A 17,518-nucleotide genomic window follows, 5' to 3' on the forward strand; every position below is an offset into this window, starting at 1 on the left:
TCACCAGCCCGATGCCGTGTAGACGACGGACGTGGCCGACTCGTCGCCCCAGGCCAGCTCGCGCAGCAGGGCGAGCGCCCCCTCCTCGCGGTCGATGAGGTCCACCCCGCGCCGCGCGTACTCGCGGGCGAGGTGCGGGGTGACCATGCCGCCGTGCTCCGCCGACGGCGCCCACGGCCCCCAGTGCACGGTGAGCGCCCGCCGGCCGGTGCGCCGCGCCCAGCGCGCGCCGAGGCCCGCGAGCGCGTCGTTGGCGGCGGCGTAGTCGCTCTGGCCCCGGTTGCCGAGCACGGCGGAGACGCTGCCGAACAGCACGGCCGTCCGGGGGCCGTGCGGGAGCTGGGAGGCGGCGTCGAGCAGCGCGCGGGCGCCGTCCGCCTTCGTCGCGTACACCCGCCGGAACGACTCCGGGTCCTTCTCCTCGATGAGCCGGTCCTCGATCACCCCGGCCGCGTACACCACCATGTCGATGCGCCCGTGCTCGGCCTGGATCTCCTTGACGGCCTGGGCCACGGCCGCGCCGTCGCACATGTCGGCGACGCGGTACGCGGCGGGGCTGCCCAGGCGCCCCAACCGGTCCAGGGTGCGGGCGACTTCGCGGCCCGCCAGGATGCCTCTCACCTCGCGCTCGATCGCGCCGGGAGCCTGCTCGCCGCGCGCGGCGAGCAGGGCCCGCAGCGCGGCGGCGTCGGCGGCGCGGGCTTGCTCCGGATCCTCGGGCCCGGCGGGGAGCGGGGTCCTGCCGAGGAGCTCGACCCGGCAGTGCGAGGCCGCCGCGAGGGTCAGGGCGACGTCGGCGGTGATCCCGCGCGCGCCTCCGGCGAGCACGACGACGGAGTCCCGGTCCAGCCCGAGCGCGGCCGCTTCGGCGGCCCCGTCCCCGGCGGGCCCCGCGCCGGTCCGGGCGAGTCCGCCGAGGCCGCGCTCCGCCAGCGCGTACCCGTACCGGCCGGCGTCGGTGCGCCCGACGACGGGGGCGCGGTCCTCGGCGTACAGCTCGGCCAGCAGGAACTCCGCCCGCCGCGCCGCCGTGGCGGCCGGGTCGAGGTCGACGACACGGGCGGTGACGTCCTCGTACTCCCGCCCGATCGTCCGGAACAGCCCGTGCAGCCCCGCCCCCGGGTCCTCGCCGAGGCCGGGCGCGGTCCTGCCGCAGATGAGCCACCGGGGCCCGAGGCGCAGGGCGGCGCGGAAGACCTCGAAGGCCCCGGGGAGCAGCGGGGGTCCGCCGTCGGAGACGGCGGCGGCCGGGAGGACGGCTCCCAGGTGGAAGACCCCGTCGAGGGGCCCGTCGGCCGGATCGAGGCGCCGGTGCATGTCGTACGCGACGACCTCGGCGCCCCGGTCCGCCAGCAGGGCCGCCAGCTCCTCGCCGGTCTGCCCTCCGCCGAGCAGGGCGAAGCGCCTGCCGTGGAGGGAGGGGCCGGGCGGGATGGGCGGGAGCGCGAGGGCGGTCTCCGCGAGGAGGAAGCGCCGGGGGGCGACGCCGTGGACGGGCTCGGTCGCAGTGGGGGTGGCCTCAGACGTCGTGGCGGGCACGGCGGCGGTCTCGTCCGGCTCCCGGGACCCCTCGTGCCCGGTGATCCACGCCGTGATCGCGGCCACCGTCCGGGCCCGGGACAGCTCCTCCATCTCGGCGTCGTCGAACGTGCGCGTCCCCGCGAGACGGCGGGCCAGCTCGCCCACGATCTCGGTGCGTTTGATGGAGTCGATGCTCAGGTCCGCTTCGAGGTCCAGATCGGGCTCGATCATGTCGGCCGGGTAGCCGGTGCGCTCGCTGATGACGGTGAGCACGGCCTGCCCGAGGTCCACCACGACGGGTCGCGGGGCCTCGGCGGGCGCCGCTTCCTCGGCCACGGCCACGGGCCGCGCGACGGCGTCCGTACGAACCGGGACCGGCGGCGGGGGCACGGGGGCCCCGGTGGCGCCCAAGTGGGTGAGCAGGACGTCCCGTTGGGCCGCGACCAGCTCGCGGGTGGTGCGCAGGTAGTCGGCGATGAGCTCGTGCCGGGAGTCGTCGTCGCGTGTCACCGTGCTCGTCTCCAGAGTGACCCGTCGGGCCGGTCGCAGGGCTCCGGGCAGCAGTTCGCCGGATCGGGTGCGTACGAGGTGGCCGTCCACGGTCCAGCCGGGCGGCTCCGGCCGCTCGGTCAGCGCGCCCCGGCCCTGGAGGAGCCGCCCGGCACGCACCGGCACGCCCGCTACCGCGAGCCGCGCCAGCGCGTCGAGGAGGCCGCGCAGCCCGGCGCCGGGGCGGGGTTCGCAGGCGACCGCCAGATGCGGCCGCTCGCCCAGGATCTGGCCGACGAGGCCCGTCAGCACCGTCCCCGGGCCCGCTTCGACGAAGACCCGCGCGCCCGCCGCGTACATCGCCTCGACCTGCTCGGCGAAGCGCACCGGGGAGCCGATCTGCGCGGCGAGTTCGGCGCGTACGCCGTCGGGCCCGGCCGGATAGACGGCGGCCGTCCGGTTGGCCCAGACCGGGAACTCCGGCGCCCTGACCTGGTGCCGGGCCAGGACCGTGGCGAACCGTTCGCCCGCGCCCGCGACCAGCGGGCTGTGGAAGGCGCAGGCGACCGGGATGCGCCGCACGCCGTGTCCGGCGCCCCGGAGGTGGTCCATCGCCTCGTCCACCAGGGCGGTGGGGCCGGAGACGACGGTCTGCCGGGGGCCGTTGCGGTTGGCGGCCACGACCCGGCCGGCCAGCCCGGCTTCGGCGAGGACGCGCTCGACGTCGGCGGGGGCCGCCTGGACCGCCGCCATGGCACCGGGGTCCTCCCCGAGCGAGCCCAGGATGGACTCGGCCCGGCGGGCGCTGAGGTCGAGCAGCGCGTCCGGGGTCAGGGCTCCGGCGGCCGTCAGGGCGACCAGCTCCCCGTAGGAGTGCCCGCCCGCCATGTCGGGTCGTACGCCGACCGCTTCCAGAATGCGGGAGACCGTCAGTCCGGCTATCCCCAGGGCCGGTTGGGCCATTCTGGTGTCCTTCAGCGCCTCCTGCTGGCGGTCGGCCACTGCCGGGTCGAAGGCCTTCGGCGGGTAGAGGGCACTGGCGTACGCCCCGCCCTGCCGCACCAGGTGCGCGGCCTCCGGGAAGGCCACGAGGAGCTCGGCGAGCATGCCGGGCCGCTGACTGCCCTGCCCGGGGAAGAGGAAGGCGACCTTCGGGCCGCCCCCGGAACGGTCGTCCAGGTCGGGCAGCCTGTCCGTGTCGGGCCGGGTGCCGCCGGTCAGGTCGCCCACCCCGTCCGTGTCAGGCAACGCGCCGCCGGCCAGGCCCCCCGCGTCGTCGGCCAGATGGAGCCCGCGCCCCTTCTCGCCGGCCGCCGCCTTCCGCAGCAGCCCGCGCAGTTCGTCCACGCTCTCCGCCACCACCGCGATCCGCACCGGGCCCGGCCGGGTCGCGGCGCGTCGGGCCGCCAGCAGCGCAGCGTCGCGCAGCCGCAGGCCCGCGCCCGGGCCGGCCGAACCGCCCGGTTCACCCGGCTCACCCGGTTCTCCCAGTTCGCCCAGCAGCCACCGCGCCTCCCGCCCGGCCGCCGCCGTGTCCGCGCCCCGGAGGAGGAAGAGCTCGGCGGGCCACTGCTCGTACCCCTGGGCCGGGGGCGCGCCCTCGGCGTGGGCGGCAAGCACCGCGTGGAAGTTGGTGCCGCCGAAGCCGAACGCGCTGACCCCCGCGATGCGTTCGTCGGCGGGGGCGGCCCACGGCCGTGCCTCGGAGTGGAAGGCGAAGGGGCTGGTGGCGGGGTCCCAGGCCGCGTTCGGCTCCTGGAGGTGGAGGGTCGGCGGGGTGATCCCGGTGTGCAGGGCCAGTGCCGCCTTGATCAGTCCGGCCAGGCCCGCCGCGCACTTGGTGTGGCCCAGCTGGGACTTGACGGAGCCGAGGGCGCAGCCGCCGGGCGCCGCGCCCGCCTCGGTGAACACCTCGGTCAGCGTGGCCAGTTCGGTGCGGTCGCCGACGACGGTTCCGGTGCCGTGCGCCTCGACCAGACCGACCCGGGCGGGCGAGATCCCGGCCGCCCGGTAGGCCCGCTCCAGCGCGGCCCGCTGGCCCTCGGGCCGGGGCGCGGTGAGCCCGAGGGAGCGGCCGTCGCTGGCGCTGCCGACGCCCTTGACCACGGCGTACACACGGTCGCCGGCCCGCTCGGCGTCGGCCAGGCGCTTCAGGGCGACACAGGCCACGCCCTCGCCGAGCACGGTGCCGTCGGCACGGGCGTCGAAGGTACGGGAGCGGCCGCTCGGGGAGAGCGCGCGGACGGAGGAGAAGAGCAGGTAGTCGTTGATCCCGTTGTGCAGGTCGGCGCCGCCGCACAGCACCATCTCGCTGGTGCCGGAGGCGAGTTCCTTGCAGGCGACGTCGAGGGCGGCGAGCGAGGAGGCGCAGGCCGCGTCGACCGTGTAGTTGGCGCCGCCGAGGTCGAGGCGGTTGGCGATCCGGCCCGCGATGACGTTGGCGAGCATGCCGGGGAAGGAGTCCTCGGTGAGCTTGGGCAGCTGCTCCTCGACGGCGGGCGGTATCTCGCCCAGATAGGCGGGCAGGACCGTGCGCAGGGTGGTGGCGCCGGACAGGTCGCTGCCGGACTCCGCGCCGAAGACCACGGACGTACGGGAGCGGTCGAAGGGCCGTTCGCCGTACCCGGCGTCGTCCAGGGCCCGCCGCGCGGCTTCCAGGGCGAGGAGCTGTACGGGTTCGACGCTGCCGAGCGAGGCGGGCGGGATCCCGTAGGCGAACGGGTCGAAGGGGATCGGCGGCAGGAAGCCTCCCCACCGCGACACGGTCGTCCCGGGGCGCTCGCCCGTGGGGTCGTGGTAGACCTCCGGGTCCCAGCGCTCGGCGGGGACCTCGGTGACCGCGTCGACGCCGCCGACGACGTTCGCCCAGTAGGTCGCGAGGTCGGGGGCCTTGGGGAACATGCAGGCCATGCCGACGACAGCGATGTCGAGCGGCTGCGCGAGGGGCTGCGCCGCGGTGTCCTCGGCCGCGCCGAGGGCTTGGCGCAGCTCGGCCGTCCGCCGCTCGGCGAAGGCGGCGGCCCCCCGGCTCACGGCGTCGTGCAGCGCGCCCACGGTGGTGGCCGCCGAGCGCAGTACGGCCACCTCGCCCGCCATGAACATCCCGGCGTCGAGCTGGCGCCGCTCGGAGACCGGGCGCAGCTCGCCGCCCGCGCGCTCCACGCCCTTGCTGGCGATCCGCAGCCGCCCGATGTTCAGCCGCTCCAGCTCCTCCCAGGCCTGGCGGTCGGGGGTGCCGTCGGCGCGCAGCCGTGCGCGGGCGGCGGCGTAGTCGGCGGTGTAGGGGCTGGCGACACAGCGGGTGGCGTGGCCCGGGGCGCTCTCCAGGAGTGCGGTGGCTTCGGCGGCGATCACCTGGCGCTGGAAGACCGGCTGGATCGCGCCGCGGTCGACGGCCTCGGCCGTGAACAGATAGGCGGTGCCCATCAGGACGCCGACGGCGACTCCGCGTGCCGCGAGCGGGGCGGCAAGCGCGGCGGCCATGGCCGAGGAGCGCTCGTCATGGATGCCGCCGGCGAGCAGCACCTGGAAGTCGCGCGCGGCGGCGGGCGCCCGCGCCAGGTACTCCTCGAGCACGGCGAGTTGGGCCTCCCAGAGCGGAAAGCTGTTGCGCGGCCCCACATGGCCGCCGCACTCGGCGCCCTCGAAGACAAATCTATGCATGCCCATGTCAATGAATTGGCTGAGCAGCGTGGCCGACGGCACATGCAGGAACGTCGCGATGCCGGCCGCTTCGAGGTCGGCGGCCTGGGAGGGGCGGCCGCCGGCGATGACGGCGTGCGTGGGCCGGACCGCCCGTACGGCGGCCAGCTGCTCGGCTCGGAGCCGGCTGTCGGTGAAGCCGAGGATGCCCACGCCCCAAGGCCGTTCGCCCAGCTCGTCGCGGGTACGTTCGAGGAGGGCGCGGCTCTGCTCGCCGTCGGAGAGGGCGAGCGCGAGCATCGGCAGCGCGCCTTCGCGGGCCACCGCCGCCGCGAACCCGGCCCGGTCGCTGACCCGGGTCATCGGCCCCTGCACGACCGGCAGCCGGGTGCCGAGCGCCCGCGCCATCGGCGAGCCCGCCGCCGGGGTCCGGGCCACGGCCGGGTCGTCCACGGCGGCCAGGACGGCCTCGCGCACCCCGCGTACGGCATCGGCCACCGTGCCCCAGCGCTCGGCGAACCGGGCGGCGAGGAAGCCGTCCTGGCCGACGGGGAGCTGAAGACCCGTCCGCGGGTTCCGCAGCGCCCGCACCCCGTCGACGACGCCCGTCTCGGACCCGTCCATCGCGCGCAGGGCGGCCGCCGCCTCGTCCGTGACCCCGGACTCCGCGAGCAGCGCCAGCTGGGTGTCGAGGACGACCCCGGCAGCGCCGCCGACCACGGCCGCCGCCGCGGTACGGGGTCCGATGCCGCCGCACGCCCACACGGGCACGTCGTACGCCGGGTCGGCGAGCAGCGCCTGGAGGAGGACGAAGGTACTCAGTTCGCCGCCGCGGCCGCCGCACTCGCTGCCGCGCGCCACGAGCCCGTACGCGCCGTCCGCCACGGCCCGGCGCGCCTCGTCCCGGTCGCCGACCTCCGCCAGCACGCGGGTCTCCTCGGCCAGTTGAGCGATCTTCCACTCGGCGTCGGCGGCGAGCAGCACCACGGGCGGCAGGCCGCCGCCGCACTCCTCGGCCACCTCCTCGGGGCTCAGCGCGCAGGACGGTCCGACCCGTACGGCGAACGCGCCCGCCGTCCAGCGCCGTACGGGCGCGAGCGCCTCTCTGGCGCGGCGGTCGCCCGCCCCCAGATCCAGCACTCCCAGTCCGCCGCCCCGGCGGACCGCGGCGACCGGACGCGGGTCGGGCAGCCCTAACGGGCTCACTCCGATGACAAGTTCAGGGTTCGGCGCTACGGGCGTCATGAACACTCCGAATCAGACCGGTGGTGCTGCGAGGGGGGTGACGGCAGCGGTGAGCGCCGCGGGCTCGGGCGTGGCGGGCACGCCGGACGGCCGGGGGGTGGGCCGTCCGGCGGCGCCGGGCCGCCGTTGGAGCTCGTACCACTGCCGTGAAGTGCGCTGATACGGGGACTTGCGCTGGTGCCGGAACGCTGAGGGGTGCCGGGACTTGCGGTGGGGAGCCGACCTTACCGAGCACCGGGAGCGGCTGCCAGGGCGCCTCGCGCCCCGCCCCGCCGTCCTCGGCCGTCCCGGCTCCACCATCGGCTCCCACCTTCTCTGACGTTCCGTCATATCTGACATGCCGTCATATTGCAATCGCGTGCGAGCCACCGCGCCCACCGCTGGACCACCCCATCGAGAGCGGGCGCCACAGGCGATCGAAACCTCCCCGATTCCGAAATCCCTTTTTCCCTTCGCATTTCCTTTCCCCGCATTTCCGTTGTTTGTCACACGGGTGAGCATGTGTGCGGCGGAGACAAGAAAAGGCACGGCCGTACTCACCGCGGTGACAAGAAACAGGAATGACCGGGACCTTCCACACCCTTGCATATCAGGTGCCTTGACCGTCCCCCTACTCGCAAGTAGTTTACGCATCCGAAACGCGGAACTTCCCTGTCCGTACAACCCACAAGAGGTACCTCATGGGAGCTCGGCAAAGAAAGTCCGGGGCGCGGTCCACCCTGGCCGTGGCCGCCGCCGGCGGTCTTGTCGCGGGATTTCTCGGCTTCGCGGGCGCCGGGGCCGCGCAGGCCGCACCGGCGAAGCTCGTCCAGCAGTACGACTGTGTATTCCCGCTGATCGGCAGCGACCCGATCGAGGCCACCATCACGGCCGAGATACCGACCGAGATCGAAGCGGGCACACCGTCCCCGGCGTTCGCGGTCAACGCGGCCACGAAGGTCAGTTCGCGGGCGGCCCAGGGTCTCGGACTCGTCGGCGGAAAGACGCTCGAAGGCATGGCCACGGCGAACGTCACCGTCTTCACACCGGACGGACCGCTTTCCGGCATCGGGGTCGAGAACACGGTCGAGAAGACCAACATCCCGAGCCCGCCCGCCGACTTCACCGTCAACGCCAAGGGCAACGCGCCCTCGCTCACCTTCAACACCCCGGGCGACGCCCGGATCGAGGTGAACGGGATCGGGCTGCACGACATGATCGTGCGCGACGCCAACGGCAAGCCGATCCAGCTGGTCACGGGCAAGGACACGTTCGACGCCCCGTGCACACTGAAGTCGACCGGCAAGGTCCTAGCGAGCTTCAAGGTCGTACCGAAGAACCCCACGAACCCGACGAACCCTACGAGTCCCACCAACCCAACGAACCCCACCAACCCGACCAATCCAACGAACCCCACCAACCCTACGAACCCTACGAACCCCACCAGTCCCACGAACCCCACCAACCCGACCAACCCCACCGCGCCCTCCGGTTCGACCGCCCAGCAGAACCTGAGCGCCCAGGTGAAGGCCGTGGCCGGCACGCTCTCCATGACGCAGCCCGGTGACAGCGTGGCCCTCTCCGCCGTGAACCAGGGCGTGGGCGGCGTCTCCACCGGCAGCCTCCAGACCGTCACCGTCAAGGACGACCGGGGCGGCGCCACCGGCTGGTCGCTGACCGGCAAGGTCACCGACTTCACCGGTACGGCCGGTGCCATCGGCGCGGACAAGCTCAGCTGGAAGCCCGCCTGCGTGAGCTCACCGGGCTCCAAGAGCAACTGCGTGGCCGGGACCGAGGGCCCCGTGGGAACCGTCGGCGCCACCCTCGCCGGGGCGCCCGACGCGGCCGCGACCGGCGGTCAGTTCACCGTGGACAGCGCGCTCTCCCTGAACATCCCCGCGACCGCCGCCGCGGGCGACTACAAGGCCGTGCTCACGCTCACCCTGACGTGAGGCGCGCCTCCCCGGGCCGGTCGCACCCAGCGGCCGGCCCGCTTCCGTCCCCACCGCACGCCCGTCCCACGAGCCTCCGGCCCCACGAGGGGGAACCGTATGAACAAGCGCAGCACTGGGCGGCGTTGGGCGCCGCTCCTCGCCGTTCTCGGGCTGCTGGCGGCGTTCGCCGCGCTGCCCGCCTCGCCCGCGCGGGCCGCCGACAACGGCCGCTGGTCGGTGTTCCCCGTGCACCAGGGTGCGCCGGGCGCGCCGGGCCGGGCGTACTTCCGGATGACCGCCGACCGGGGCGCGACCGTGCGCGACCAGGTGACGGTCAAGAACCTCGACTCCCGGCCGGCGACGTTCCAGCTGTACGGGACGGACGGCTACAACACCCCGCGCGACGGCGGTTTCGCCGTACGGAACAAGAGCGAGCGGATGAGCGGCGTCGGGGCGTGGACGCGGCTGGAGCGCACCGAGGTGACCCTCGCGGGCGGCGGCCAGACCACCGTCCCGTTCACGCTCACCGTGCCCAGGGGCGCCGAGCCCGGTGACCACCCCGGGGCGATCGTCGCGCTCGACACGCGGCTGGGCCGCTCCGACGGCAACGGCGTCGCGGTCCAGCAGGCCGTCGGGGCCCGCGTCTATCTGAAGGTGAACGGGGCCCGGGTGCGGGGGCTCCGGATCGACGATGTGCGCTTCCGCTACGGCGCGCCGCTGGTGCCGGGCGCCAAACGCGCCGCGACCATCTCGTACGCGCTGGTCAACAGCGGCAATGTGATGCTCTCGCCGCAGGTGGCACTGCGGGCGAAGGGCGTGTTCGGGCACACCTCCTTCGAGCCTCCGGGGCGCCGGCTGCCCGCAGAACTGCTGCCGGGCCAGCGCGTCGAGGTGACCCAGAAGTGGGTCGGGCCGCCGCTGGTGGACTGGGGGAAGGTCGAGGTGACCGCCAGTGACACGGGCGGCGAGCTGGTCGAGAGCGCCGAGGTCGGCTACGCCACGGTCAACTGGACGGTCGTCGCCCTCGCCGGGCTGGTCCTGGCGGGCGGCGGGGTGTGGCTGGTGCTGCGGCGCCGCGCGGCCGACCGGGCGGGGTGAGCCGTCGGTCGGGGGCAGCGCTCGTATACCTTCGGCTCAGGGGGTGTCGTCGCCCTCGCCCCGGATGCGGCGCGGCGCGTAGTGGAAGGCCGCGATGCCTGCCCCGCCGAGCACCCCGGCGCCCGTGAGCAGCCAGCCCGCCGCGGCGGCGCCGGTGCCCGCGAGGCTGCCGCCGCCGTCACCGGGGCCGTTGACGTGGGTGACCAGGTCGGTGCCGCCCGAGGTGGCGCCGGTCGTCCCGGGCGGCGGCAGGGACGGGCCGGGGCCGACGGTCGCGGTGGGACCGGTGGTGCCGCCGGGACCGGTCGGGGCCGGGCCGGTCGGGGAGGGTCCCGTCGGCCCCGGCCCGGCCGTCGCGGAGCCGGTCGGGGAGGGGCCGGTGGGCGTCGGGGAGCTGGGGGCGGGGCCGGTGGGAGTGGGGCCCGTCGGGCCGGCGCCGGTGATCGTGAACCGGTGCAGTGTCCTGTTCTGGTCGGCCGGCTCGAGCGTGCAGGGCGCCTCGAACACGTCCCCGTACGGCGGCAGTCGGACGACCGTGCCGGTCGCGTCCCGGGCCGTCAGCTTCAGCGTGAGGGCGTTGACGTCGAGGGTGGCCGCGCCGGGCGTACGGAAGGACAGCGACGGGGCGGCGCCGGACGCCCTGACCTCGAAGTCCCGGGCCGGGCTGGGAATGCCGGCCTTCGCCACGGTGGTGTCGACGCCGACGTCGAGCTGACCGCCGCCCGGCAGGTTCACCGTGGCGCTCGCCGAGGCCGTCCCCTCGACCGTCTTCGCGCCCACCAGGCCGAGGCCCTGCGCCGCCCGCGCGCTCACCGTGGACAGCGCGTCGATCCGTATCGCGCCCGTCTGGGTGTTCACCGGAACCGAGGCCGGCAGCTCGGCGCTGATCGCCACCTTCAGCGGATCCGCCCCGATCAGCGGGAAGCGGCACTCGTACGTCTGTGACAGCCGGGCCTCCACGGCGGCCGCGCTGCCCACGCCGTACGAGAGGAGCGCGCCGCCCGCCAGCGCGAGGGCCGCGGAACCGCCCAGCGCGCATTTCACCCTGGCTCTTTTCTCAGGAACTCCCATACCCCGGGGAAAGTAGTGACTCCGACAAGCGCGGTCAACGGCCTTTTCGGGCCCGCCCGGAACACGTCCGAATCCCGTCCGGAGTACGTGCGGAACGCGCACTGGGCGGCGAAAAAAGACCGGCAGATTCATCAATGGCTGCCAATTCGCAATTCCCCGGCAGTTCGGTACCGATTTTCACCTTGACCCTCACCCTACCGCTCAGTAGTTTCCGATCCGGAACACGATGGCTTCACCCCTGCGAGAGGCAGCTCATGGGAATTCAGAGAAAGCGGACCAAGGGGACGCTGTCCACCCTGGCCGTCACCGCCGCCATCGGCGTCGTCACCACCACAGTGTCGGTCACGGCGGCCGGCCCGGCGAGCGCGGTACCGGCCAAGCTGGTGCAGGACTACTCCTGCGTCTTCCCCCTGATCAACGCCGACCCGATCAAAATCACCATCACCGCCGACATACCGGACGAGATGCCCAAGGGTCAGGCGACCCCGGCCTTCCAGATCGACGCGAACACGTTGGTGAGCTCCCGGGCCGCACAGGGCCTGGGCCTGGTCGGCGCCAAGACCCTGGAGGGCAAGGCCACCGCCGACGTCACGGTGAACACCCCGTCCGGGCCGCTCTCCGGCATCAAGGTCGAGAACGACGTGGCCAAGGGCAACATCCCCAGCCCGCCCGCCGACTTCACCGTCGTCGCCACCGGCCACGCGCCCTCGCTGACCTTCGACCGGACCGGCGACGGCAGCATCGAAGTCAACAACATCTCGCTGCACGACATGATCGCGCGGGACGCCAATGGCAAGCCGGTTCAACTGGTCACGGGCAAGGACACGTTCGACGCGGCGTGCACCCTGACGTCGACGGACAAGACCCTGCACCGCTTCAAGGTCGTGGACAGCAACCCGACCAACCCGACCAACCCAACCAACCCCACGAATCCAACCAACCCTACGAATCCAACGAGCCCTACCAACCCCACGAACCCGACCAGCCCCACGAACCCGACGAACCCAACCAACCCAACCAACCCCACGGACCCGACCAACCCGACCAACCCAACCAGCCCTACTAACCCCACCAACCCGACCAGTCCTACCAACCCCACCAATCCCACCGCCCCCAACCCGCCCATCCACCTGAGCTACGGCCTCACCGGTAGCTCGGTCATCAAGGCGGCGAACGGGAACGCGGCGCTGGCCGGGGGGATCGAGGCCGACTTCGACCTCGCCTCGGGCACGTACAACGCCGATCTGACGCTCAACCCGACCTCGGGCAAGTTCTCGATCCTCGGATTCCTCCCCGCGACCGCGAAGATCGAGTTCCGGCAGGTGGGCCGGACGAGCGGCACGCTCAACACCGCCGGTGACCTCACCACCAAGTCGAGCATGTATGTGAAGCTCCCCGAGGTCACCGTCTTCGGCATCCCGCTGGGCGGCGGCGCGGACTGCGCCACCGGCACCCCCGCCGACGTCAACCTCACGTCGGACGGCAGGTTCGACCCGCTGAGCGGCGGCAAGCTGAAGGGCACGTACACCCTGCCGCCCCTCAAGAGCTGTGGCGCGTTCAACGACATCCTCAGCGCCTTCACCGCGGGGCCGGGCAACACGATCAACATGACGCTCGCGAAGAAGGGGTGAGCCCGTCCCCCTCCTCCGTACGGGCCGCAGGACCGGCCTCCGCGCCCCAGGCGTCGGGGGCCGGTCGTCCGTCTCCGGACAGGCGCCGCCGCAGCCCGGCCGCGCGCTCCCCCACCGCCACCAGGAACCCGGTCGGCAGGAACACCAGGTCGGCCGCGATCATCGAGAGCGAGAAGTACGGCAGCCCGAGCAGCAGCCCGATGCCGATGTGCTCGGCGAACAGCAGCGCCAGCAGGACGTTCTTGACCCGCCGGTCGAGGAGGCTGAACGGGAAGGCGACCTGGACGAGCACGGTCGCGTACGTCAGCGCCAGGACGGTCAGGGCGTGCGAGGAGAGGGCGTGGGAGAGCGAGGGGTAGGGCTCCAGCCAGTCGAGCCCGGCCGACCAGTACACGGCGGTGCCGTCCTGCCAGGGCGCGCCCTGGATCTTGTACCAGCCGGCCGACGCGTACAGCAGACACAGCTGGATCATCATCATCGCCACCGCCCCGTTGTGCAGCAGATGGCCGATCAGCTCCAGGGTGCGGCGCACCCCCGCTCGCCCGCGCACCCCGCGCCACAGCGCCTGGCCCGCCCAGCAGCCCCACAGCAGCAGGGCCCAGCCGCCGGTGAGCAGCGCCAGGAGCGTCGCCCAGGCGAGGACGAGTCCGCAGACGGCCCACAGCACCACGCCCGTACGGTCGTCGCCCCTGGCGGTGGCGCGTCCGCGTCGGCGCGCGTCCAGCGACCACACCTGGGCGCACCGGGTGAAGACGAGGTAGACGGCGGTGATGCGGAAGATGGTGTCGCCGGCGTTGAGCACGTTCTCGTTGCGGTGGTCCAGGGACAGGACGCTGACGAGGAACAGCAGCGAGGTGGTCCGGGTGCGCCAGCCGAGCAGGAGCGCCACCGCGACGGCCGCCGAGAGCAGATAGAACACCTCGAACCAGAGCTGGCCGCCGGACCAGCGCAGCACGCTGAACGCATGGCTCCGCTCCAGCGAGTGCTCGGCCAGGCGCCAGCTCCACGGCGCGTCGGGTCCCCAGATGCGCTCGCGCCGCCAGAACTCGTGGACGAGGAGCAGCAGCCAGACCCCGGCCATGCCGATCCGTACGGCGGCGCTCTGATGGGCCCACACGCGCGCGTCGCACGCCCGCCCCAGCACCCGGTCGAGTATCGACGCGGCTTCCTCAGCGCCCGGTCGGGGCTTCGTGTCGACCTGTGACGCAGACGTCATGACGTGCGCCCCTCCGCGAAGTCGGCGGCGCCCACCGGCCACCAGGGGTAGACACGCACCACCGGCGCGGTGCGGGCGCCCCGCTTCTTCCACGGCGGGGGCGGGACCGTGGTGTCCGTGGAACGGAACTGGATCCGTTCGATCCGGGCGCCCCGGGGGGTGGCGGGCAGCCGGGACAGGGCCAGCCGCTTGAGGTACTGCTCGCTGTCCGCGCCCGCCGGACCGACCGGCCGCAGCTCGGTGTCGTGCGAGGCGAGCATCGCCGTCCACGCGGTGGCGAGTTGCTGGCGGATCCGGCTCGGCAGCGGGTTCCCGCGCAGTTCGGCGAGGTCCTGCGCGGTCAGGTCCCGCCACGGGCCGACCGTGGTGGTCCCGTCGGCCGCGCGCAGCTCGACGCGGGCGCCGACCGCCGTCATGGTCCGGGTGATGTCGGGCGCGAAGAGCTGCCAGCTCTGGGTGAACTCGGGCGCCATATAGGAGTTGACCGTGTCACCGATGGCGTCGGTGGCCGCGTTGCGCGGGGCGAGGTGCAGGAAGGTCGCGCCGGTGTGCACCACCAGGCCCAGGGCCACGGCGACCGCGGCGCCAAGGACCGCCAGCCGCTGCCCCGGCGACAGGTCCCGCAGGTCCTCGCGGGCGCCAGGCTCGGAGCGGGAGGGCTCAGGATCCATCGGGCACCCCGCCTCCGGCCGCGTTGACGGCCCCGGCGCAGTCCGGGTTGTCGTCGAAGGCCTTCCTCAGCTTCGGGTCCGCCCGCAGATCCTCGGCAGGCCCTTTGTACGCGCTCACCGCCTTCAGGGACGAACCCGCCGCGTCCAGCGCCGACTTCAGCGACTTCTGGTCCGTGACCCGGGCCCGCGAGAGCGTGCCGACCGCCTCGCCCACCGACGTACGGGCCCTGTCCAGTCGGGCGAGCGCCGTGTCGAAGGCGGCCGCGCCGCCGTCGACCGGCGGCGCCCCGTCCTTCCGCATCTGGACGCGCAGCGCCCCGAGCCGCTGGTCGAGCGCGGTGAGGAAGGTGACCAGCTGGCCCTTGGCCCGCGCCGGCTGGGCCCGGTCGACCGTGGGCACCGCGAGCCCGGCCCCGCTGTCCGCCAGGTGCGCGCAGACCCCGCCCGCCCAGTCCACCTCCGGCGGCGGCTGGGCCGAGGAGCCGCACGCGGTGGCCGCGAGGCCCACGGCGGCGAGCAGCGTCAGCCGGACGGCGGTCCGGTTCGTCGGTCGAGTCAGCACGGCTCTCACTCCTTGCCCTGGTCGGTCGGGGTGCCCGGGGCGCGCTGGAAGGTGTCGATCGCCGCGATCCGCCAGGTGCCGTCCCGGCGTACCGCGTCGACCGCGAACATCGCGGCGGCGACGGTGGTCCCGCCGCCCTTGCCGGTGCGGGTGCTGCTCTGGTCGGCGAAGACCAGGACGCGGGCGCGGTCCCCTTCGACGACCTCGACACCGCTGTCGGTGACGGTGGTGGTCAGCACGAGCTTCTGCCCGGGCCCCTGCTCGCGGACCGCCCCCATCAGGTTCCGGTACTGCGTGACGGCCGCGCCGGTGAGGCTGCGCGCGGCCGCCGCCTCGGTCCTGGCCGGGTCGGTGTGGTCGTAGGAGAAGATCCCCCGCACGGCCTCCTCGACGACGCCCTTCACCTCGCTGGTACGGGCGGGGTCGGCCAGTGCGGTGTTGCGCCCGGCGGCGTCCTCGTGTCCGGGACCGCCCTGGACGTACGCGAGGACGGAGAACGCGGCGAGCAGCAGGGTCAGTGCGGCGAGCACCAGGGGCCAGGGCAGGAACCGGCTTCGGCCCGGCCGCACGACGGGCTCCCGGGGTGTGGCGGTGGGAGCGCCACGGCGCGGGGCCGGGCGCTGTTCGAGCCCGGTCGGCCGAGGGGCTGGTGGGCGCGTCGCGGCCAGGCGGCGCTGCCGGTTGACGAGGTGGCGGGTGGTCGACATCGGGGCCTCCGGGTCAGCTGCCGCTGGGGGTGGGCGAGGCGGAGGAAGGACCGGCCGCGTCGCCGACGGGCGCCTGGCCCAGCCGGCTGAGCTTCCAGCCCGCCGGGGTGCGGGTCAGCTCGCCGAGCATCCGGCTGTCCTTGGTGCTGGTGCGGTGGTCCGCCGCGAGGACGGTGATACGGGTCGCGACCATGACCCGGGCCCGGCCCGCGCGTTCGTCGAGTTCGGTGACCGCGCCGGAGAGCACCTTGGCGGTCGTGGTGGTCCCGGCGCTCGCGACCTGCCGCTCGAACTGCTTTCTGCTGTCCCTGAGTTCCTTGAGCAGATCGCCGGTGGCCGACTCCTCCCAGAGGTCGAGGCCACGGGCCAGATCGCCGTGGTCGAGGGTGTTCATGTTCTGCACGCCCTGCTCGCCCGCCTGGAGCACCTCGTCCCTGGTACGGGCGAACGCGGCCCGCTCGTCGTGCGCCACCGCGTACCACGAGCCGCCCGTCCAGACAGCGAACGCGCAGGCCAGCGCGGCCGCGAGGCCGGTCGTCGCGGTCGGTGACGGCCTCCCGCGCGCCGCCGTTGCCCTCCGTTTCATGGCACCTCCCCACTCGCCCTAACGGGCCTTGATCGACGTGATCCGCCAGTGGCCGCCGTCGCGCCCGGCGGACACCGAGAGCTGCGCGGCGACCGTGGTCGGTCCGCCGCCGCGCCGCACACTGGTCTGGTCGAGGAAGAGCAGCAGCTCGGCGCGGGTGGCCGTGAGCCGGGTGACTCCGGCGCGGGCGACTGTCGTGGTGAGCGTCAACTGCTGTTCCACCACGCGCTGTTGGACTTGAACGAAGAGCGCGTCGTACTCCTTCGCCGCCTGTCCCCGCAGCAGCGCGCGGGCGTCGTCGCGGGTGCGGCTCAGGGTCGTCGGGGCGTAGCTGAACACCCGGCTCACCGCCGTCCCAACCTCGTCCAGCACCTCGTCGGTGGCCGCGCGGTCGGTGAGAGCGCGGTTGGCGGCGGCCGGGGCGTGCTGCTCCTGCCCGGCGAGGAGCAGCAGGACACCGCTCGCCGCCAGCAGGGCCACGACGAGCAGCGGCAGCAGGAGGCGGCGCAGACGCCCGAGCGGCAGCGGGAAGCTCCACGGACGCCCCCGGGCGGGCGGCTCCTCGGCGGCGCGGGCCTCGGCGGCGCGGGCCTCGGTGGCCGTCTCCTCGGCGGCCGTCTCCTCGGTGGCCGTCTCCTCGGTGGTGGTCATCCTCTCCCCCTCAGCCCGTGCCGGCCGCGACGGCGGTCAGCGAAGTGAGCTTCCAGCGGCCGCCGATGCGGGTGAGACCGGCCTCGAAGCGCTTGCGGTCGGTGGCCGGGGCGCCCGTGCGCGGCCGGGCCTCGACGCGTACGGTGGCGATCAGCCGGGCCGTGCCGGAGCGTTCGTCGAGCTCGGTGACGGCGGCGTCGGTGACCTCGGCGCGGGTCGTGGTGCCCTGCTCCTTGAGGACCCGTGCGCTCTTGGCGCGGGTGGCGCGCAGTTCGTCCCCGAGCGGTCCGGTCGTCGCGTCCAGCCAGGCCGCCAGGTCCGCGTCGACGTGCCCCGCGTCCAGGGAGTTCAGCCGGGCGACATGGCGGCGCCCGTCGGCGAGCGCCGCGTCGCGGCTGCGGGCGTACGCCAGGCCGTCGTCGCCCCGGGCGCGGACGTAGGACCAGCCGGACACCCCGCACAGGGCCAGTGCGAGCACGAGGCCCAGGACCAGGACCAGCCGTCGGCGTCTCATG

12 protein-coding genes are annotated in these 17,518 nt (G+C 74.2%); 3 read left to right on the forward strand and 9 right to left on the reverse strand.

Features of this window, described 5'->3' with window-relative positions; genetic code table 11:
* Window positions 1–6,897, reverse strand: coding sequence for an SDR family oxidoreductase (locus ABD236_RS33845; protein WP_344081215.1), 6,897 nt, complete (start codon window positions 6,895–6,897; stop codon window positions 1–3).
* A gap of 680 nt (window positions 6,898–7,577) precedes the next feature.
* On the opposite strand from ABD236_RS33845, the gene ABD236_RS33850 reads away from it, so the two are divergent.
* Both ABD236_RS33850 and ABD236_RS33855 read left to right on the forward strand, forming a co-directional pair.
* The gene (locus ABD236_RS33850) at window positions 7,578–8,828 is read left to right on the forward strand and encodes a DUF6801 domain-containing protein (RefSeq protein WP_344081218.1); all 1,251 of its coding nucleotides are present in this window, start codon (window positions 7,578–7,580) and stop codon (window positions 8,826–8,828) included.
* 99 nt (window positions 8,829–8,927) lie between these two features.
* Window positions 8,928–9,908, forward strand: a complete 981-nt coding sequence (locus ABD236_RS33855) for a COG1470 family protein (RefSeq protein ID WP_344081221.1) — start codon at window positions 8,928–8,930, stop codon at window positions 9,906–9,908.
* A gap of 36 nt (window positions 9,909–9,944) precedes the next feature.
* On the opposite strand, the gene ABD236_RS33860 is transcribed toward ABD236_RS33855, so the two are convergent.
* Window positions 9,945–10,952 (reverse strand): DUF6801 domain-containing protein, encoded by a 1,008-nt coding sequence (locus ABD236_RS33860; protein ID WP_344081224.1) that lies wholly within the window; start codon window positions 10,950–10,952, stop codon window positions 9,945–9,947.
* Window positions 10,953–11,233: 281 nt separating this feature from the next.
* Between ABD236_RS33860 and ABD236_RS33865 the strand changes: the two genes are divergently transcribed.
* Complete coding sequence (locus tag ABD236_RS33865) at window positions 11,234–12,610, forward strand: DUF6801 domain-containing protein (RefSeq protein ID WP_344081227.1); 1,377 nt, start codon at window positions 11,234–11,236, stop codon at window positions 12,608–12,610.
* On the opposite strand, the gene ABD236_RS33870 is transcribed toward ABD236_RS33865, so the two are convergent.
* The 7 genes from ABD236_RS33870 to ABD236_RS33900 are packed head-to-tail and all read right to left on the reverse strand — an operon-like array spanning window position 12,582 to window position 17,517.
* Window positions 12,582–13,826 (reverse strand): HTTM domain-containing protein, encoded by a 1,245-nt coding sequence (locus ABD236_RS33870; protein ID WP_344081230.1) that lies wholly within the window; start codon window positions 13,824–13,826, stop codon window positions 12,582–12,584. The two genes, ABD236_RS33865 and ABD236_RS33870, sit on opposite strands and share 29 nt — an antisense overlap.
* Window positions 13,823–14,497 (reverse strand): DUF5819 family protein, encoded by a 675-nt coding sequence (locus ABD236_RS33875; protein WP_344081233.1) that lies wholly within the window; start codon window positions 14,495–14,497, stop codon window positions 13,823–13,825. The genes ABD236_RS33870 and ABD236_RS33875 overlap by 4 nt, the downstream gene beginning before the upstream one ends.
* Window positions 14,487–15,059 (reverse strand): hypothetical protein, encoded by a 573-nt coding sequence (locus ABD236_RS33880; protein ID WP_344081236.1) that lies wholly within the window; start codon window positions 15,057–15,059, stop codon window positions 14,487–14,489. Before ABD236_RS33880 ends, ABD236_RS33875 begins: the two co-directional genes overlap by 11 nt.
* Before the next feature lie 5 nt (window positions 15,060–15,064).
* Window positions 15,065–15,766, reverse strand: coding sequence for a hypothetical protein (locus tag ABD236_RS33885; protein WP_344081239.1), 702 nt, complete (start codon window positions 15,764–15,766; stop codon window positions 15,065–15,067).
* Window positions 15,767–15,779: 13 nt separating this feature from the next.
* Entirely contained in the window at window positions 15,780–16,352 is a 573-nt protein-coding gene (locus ABD236_RS33890; RefSeq protein WP_344081242.1) for a hypothetical protein, read from the reverse strand.
* 18 nt (window positions 16,353–16,370) lie between these two features.
* The gene (locus tag ABD236_RS33895; protein ID WP_344081245.1) at window positions 16,371–17,003 is read right to left on the reverse strand and encodes a hypothetical protein; all 633 of its coding nucleotides are present in this window, start codon (window positions 17,001–17,003) and stop codon (window positions 16,371–16,373) included.
* A 10-nt stretch (window positions 17,004–17,013) separates the two neighbouring features.
* Window positions 17,014–17,517: a hypothetical protein gene (locus ABD236_RS33900; protein WP_344081248.1), complete on the reverse strand. Its 504-nt coding sequence runs from the start codon at window positions 17,515–17,517 to the stop codon at window positions 17,014–17,016.
* Window position 17,518: the final 1 nt, after the last annotated feature.

Origin of the sequence: Streptomyces crystallinus, from assembly GCF_039521265.1 — a bacterium.
Taxonomy (GTDB): domain Bacteria; phylum Actinomycetota; class Actinomycetes; order Streptomycetales; family Streptomycetaceae; genus Streptomyces; species Streptomyces crystallinus.

Bases quoted from the DNA above. Each gene is read 5' to 3' on its own strand.
- ABD236_RS33855 (WP_344081221.1), top strand. From the start codon at position 8,928: ATGAACAAGCGCAGCACTGGGCGGCGTTGGGCGCCGCTCCTCGCCGTT.
- ABD236_RS33895 (WP_344081245.1), bottom strand. From the start codon at position 17,003: ATGACCACCACCGAGGAGACGGCCACCGAGGAGACGGCCGCCGAGGAG.
- ABD236_RS33865 (WP_344081227.1), top strand. From the start codon at position 11,234: ATGGGAATTCAGAGAAAGCGGACCAAGGGGACGCTGTCCACCCTGGCC.
- ABD236_RS33845 (WP_344081215.1), bottom strand. From the start codon at position 6,897: ATGACGCCCGTAGCGCCGAACCCTGAACTTGTCATCGGAGTGAGCCCG.
- ABD236_RS33890 (WP_344081242.1), bottom strand. From the start codon at position 16,352: ATGAAACGGAGGGCAACGGCGGCGCGCGGGAGGCCGTCACCGACCGCG.
- ABD236_RS33875 (WP_344081233.1), bottom strand. From the start codon at position 14,497: ATGGATCCTGAGCCCTCCCGCTCCGAGCCTGGCGCCCGCGAGGACCTG.
- ABD236_RS33900 (WP_344081248.1), bottom strand. From the start codon at position 17,517: ATGAGACGCCGACGGCTGGTCCTGGTCCTGGGCCTCGTGCTCGCACTG.
- ABD236_RS33870 (WP_344081230.1), bottom strand. From the start codon at position 13,826: ATGACGTCTGCGTCACAGGTCGACACGAAGCCCCGACCGGGCGCTGAG.
- ABD236_RS33850 (WP_344081218.1), top strand. From the start codon at position 7,578: ATGGGAGCTCGGCAAAGAAAGTCCGGGGCGCGGTCCACCCTGGCCGTG.
- ABD236_RS33885 (WP_344081239.1), bottom strand. From the start codon at position 15,766: ATGTCGACCACCCGCCACCTCGTCAACCGGCAGCGCCGCCTGGCCGCG.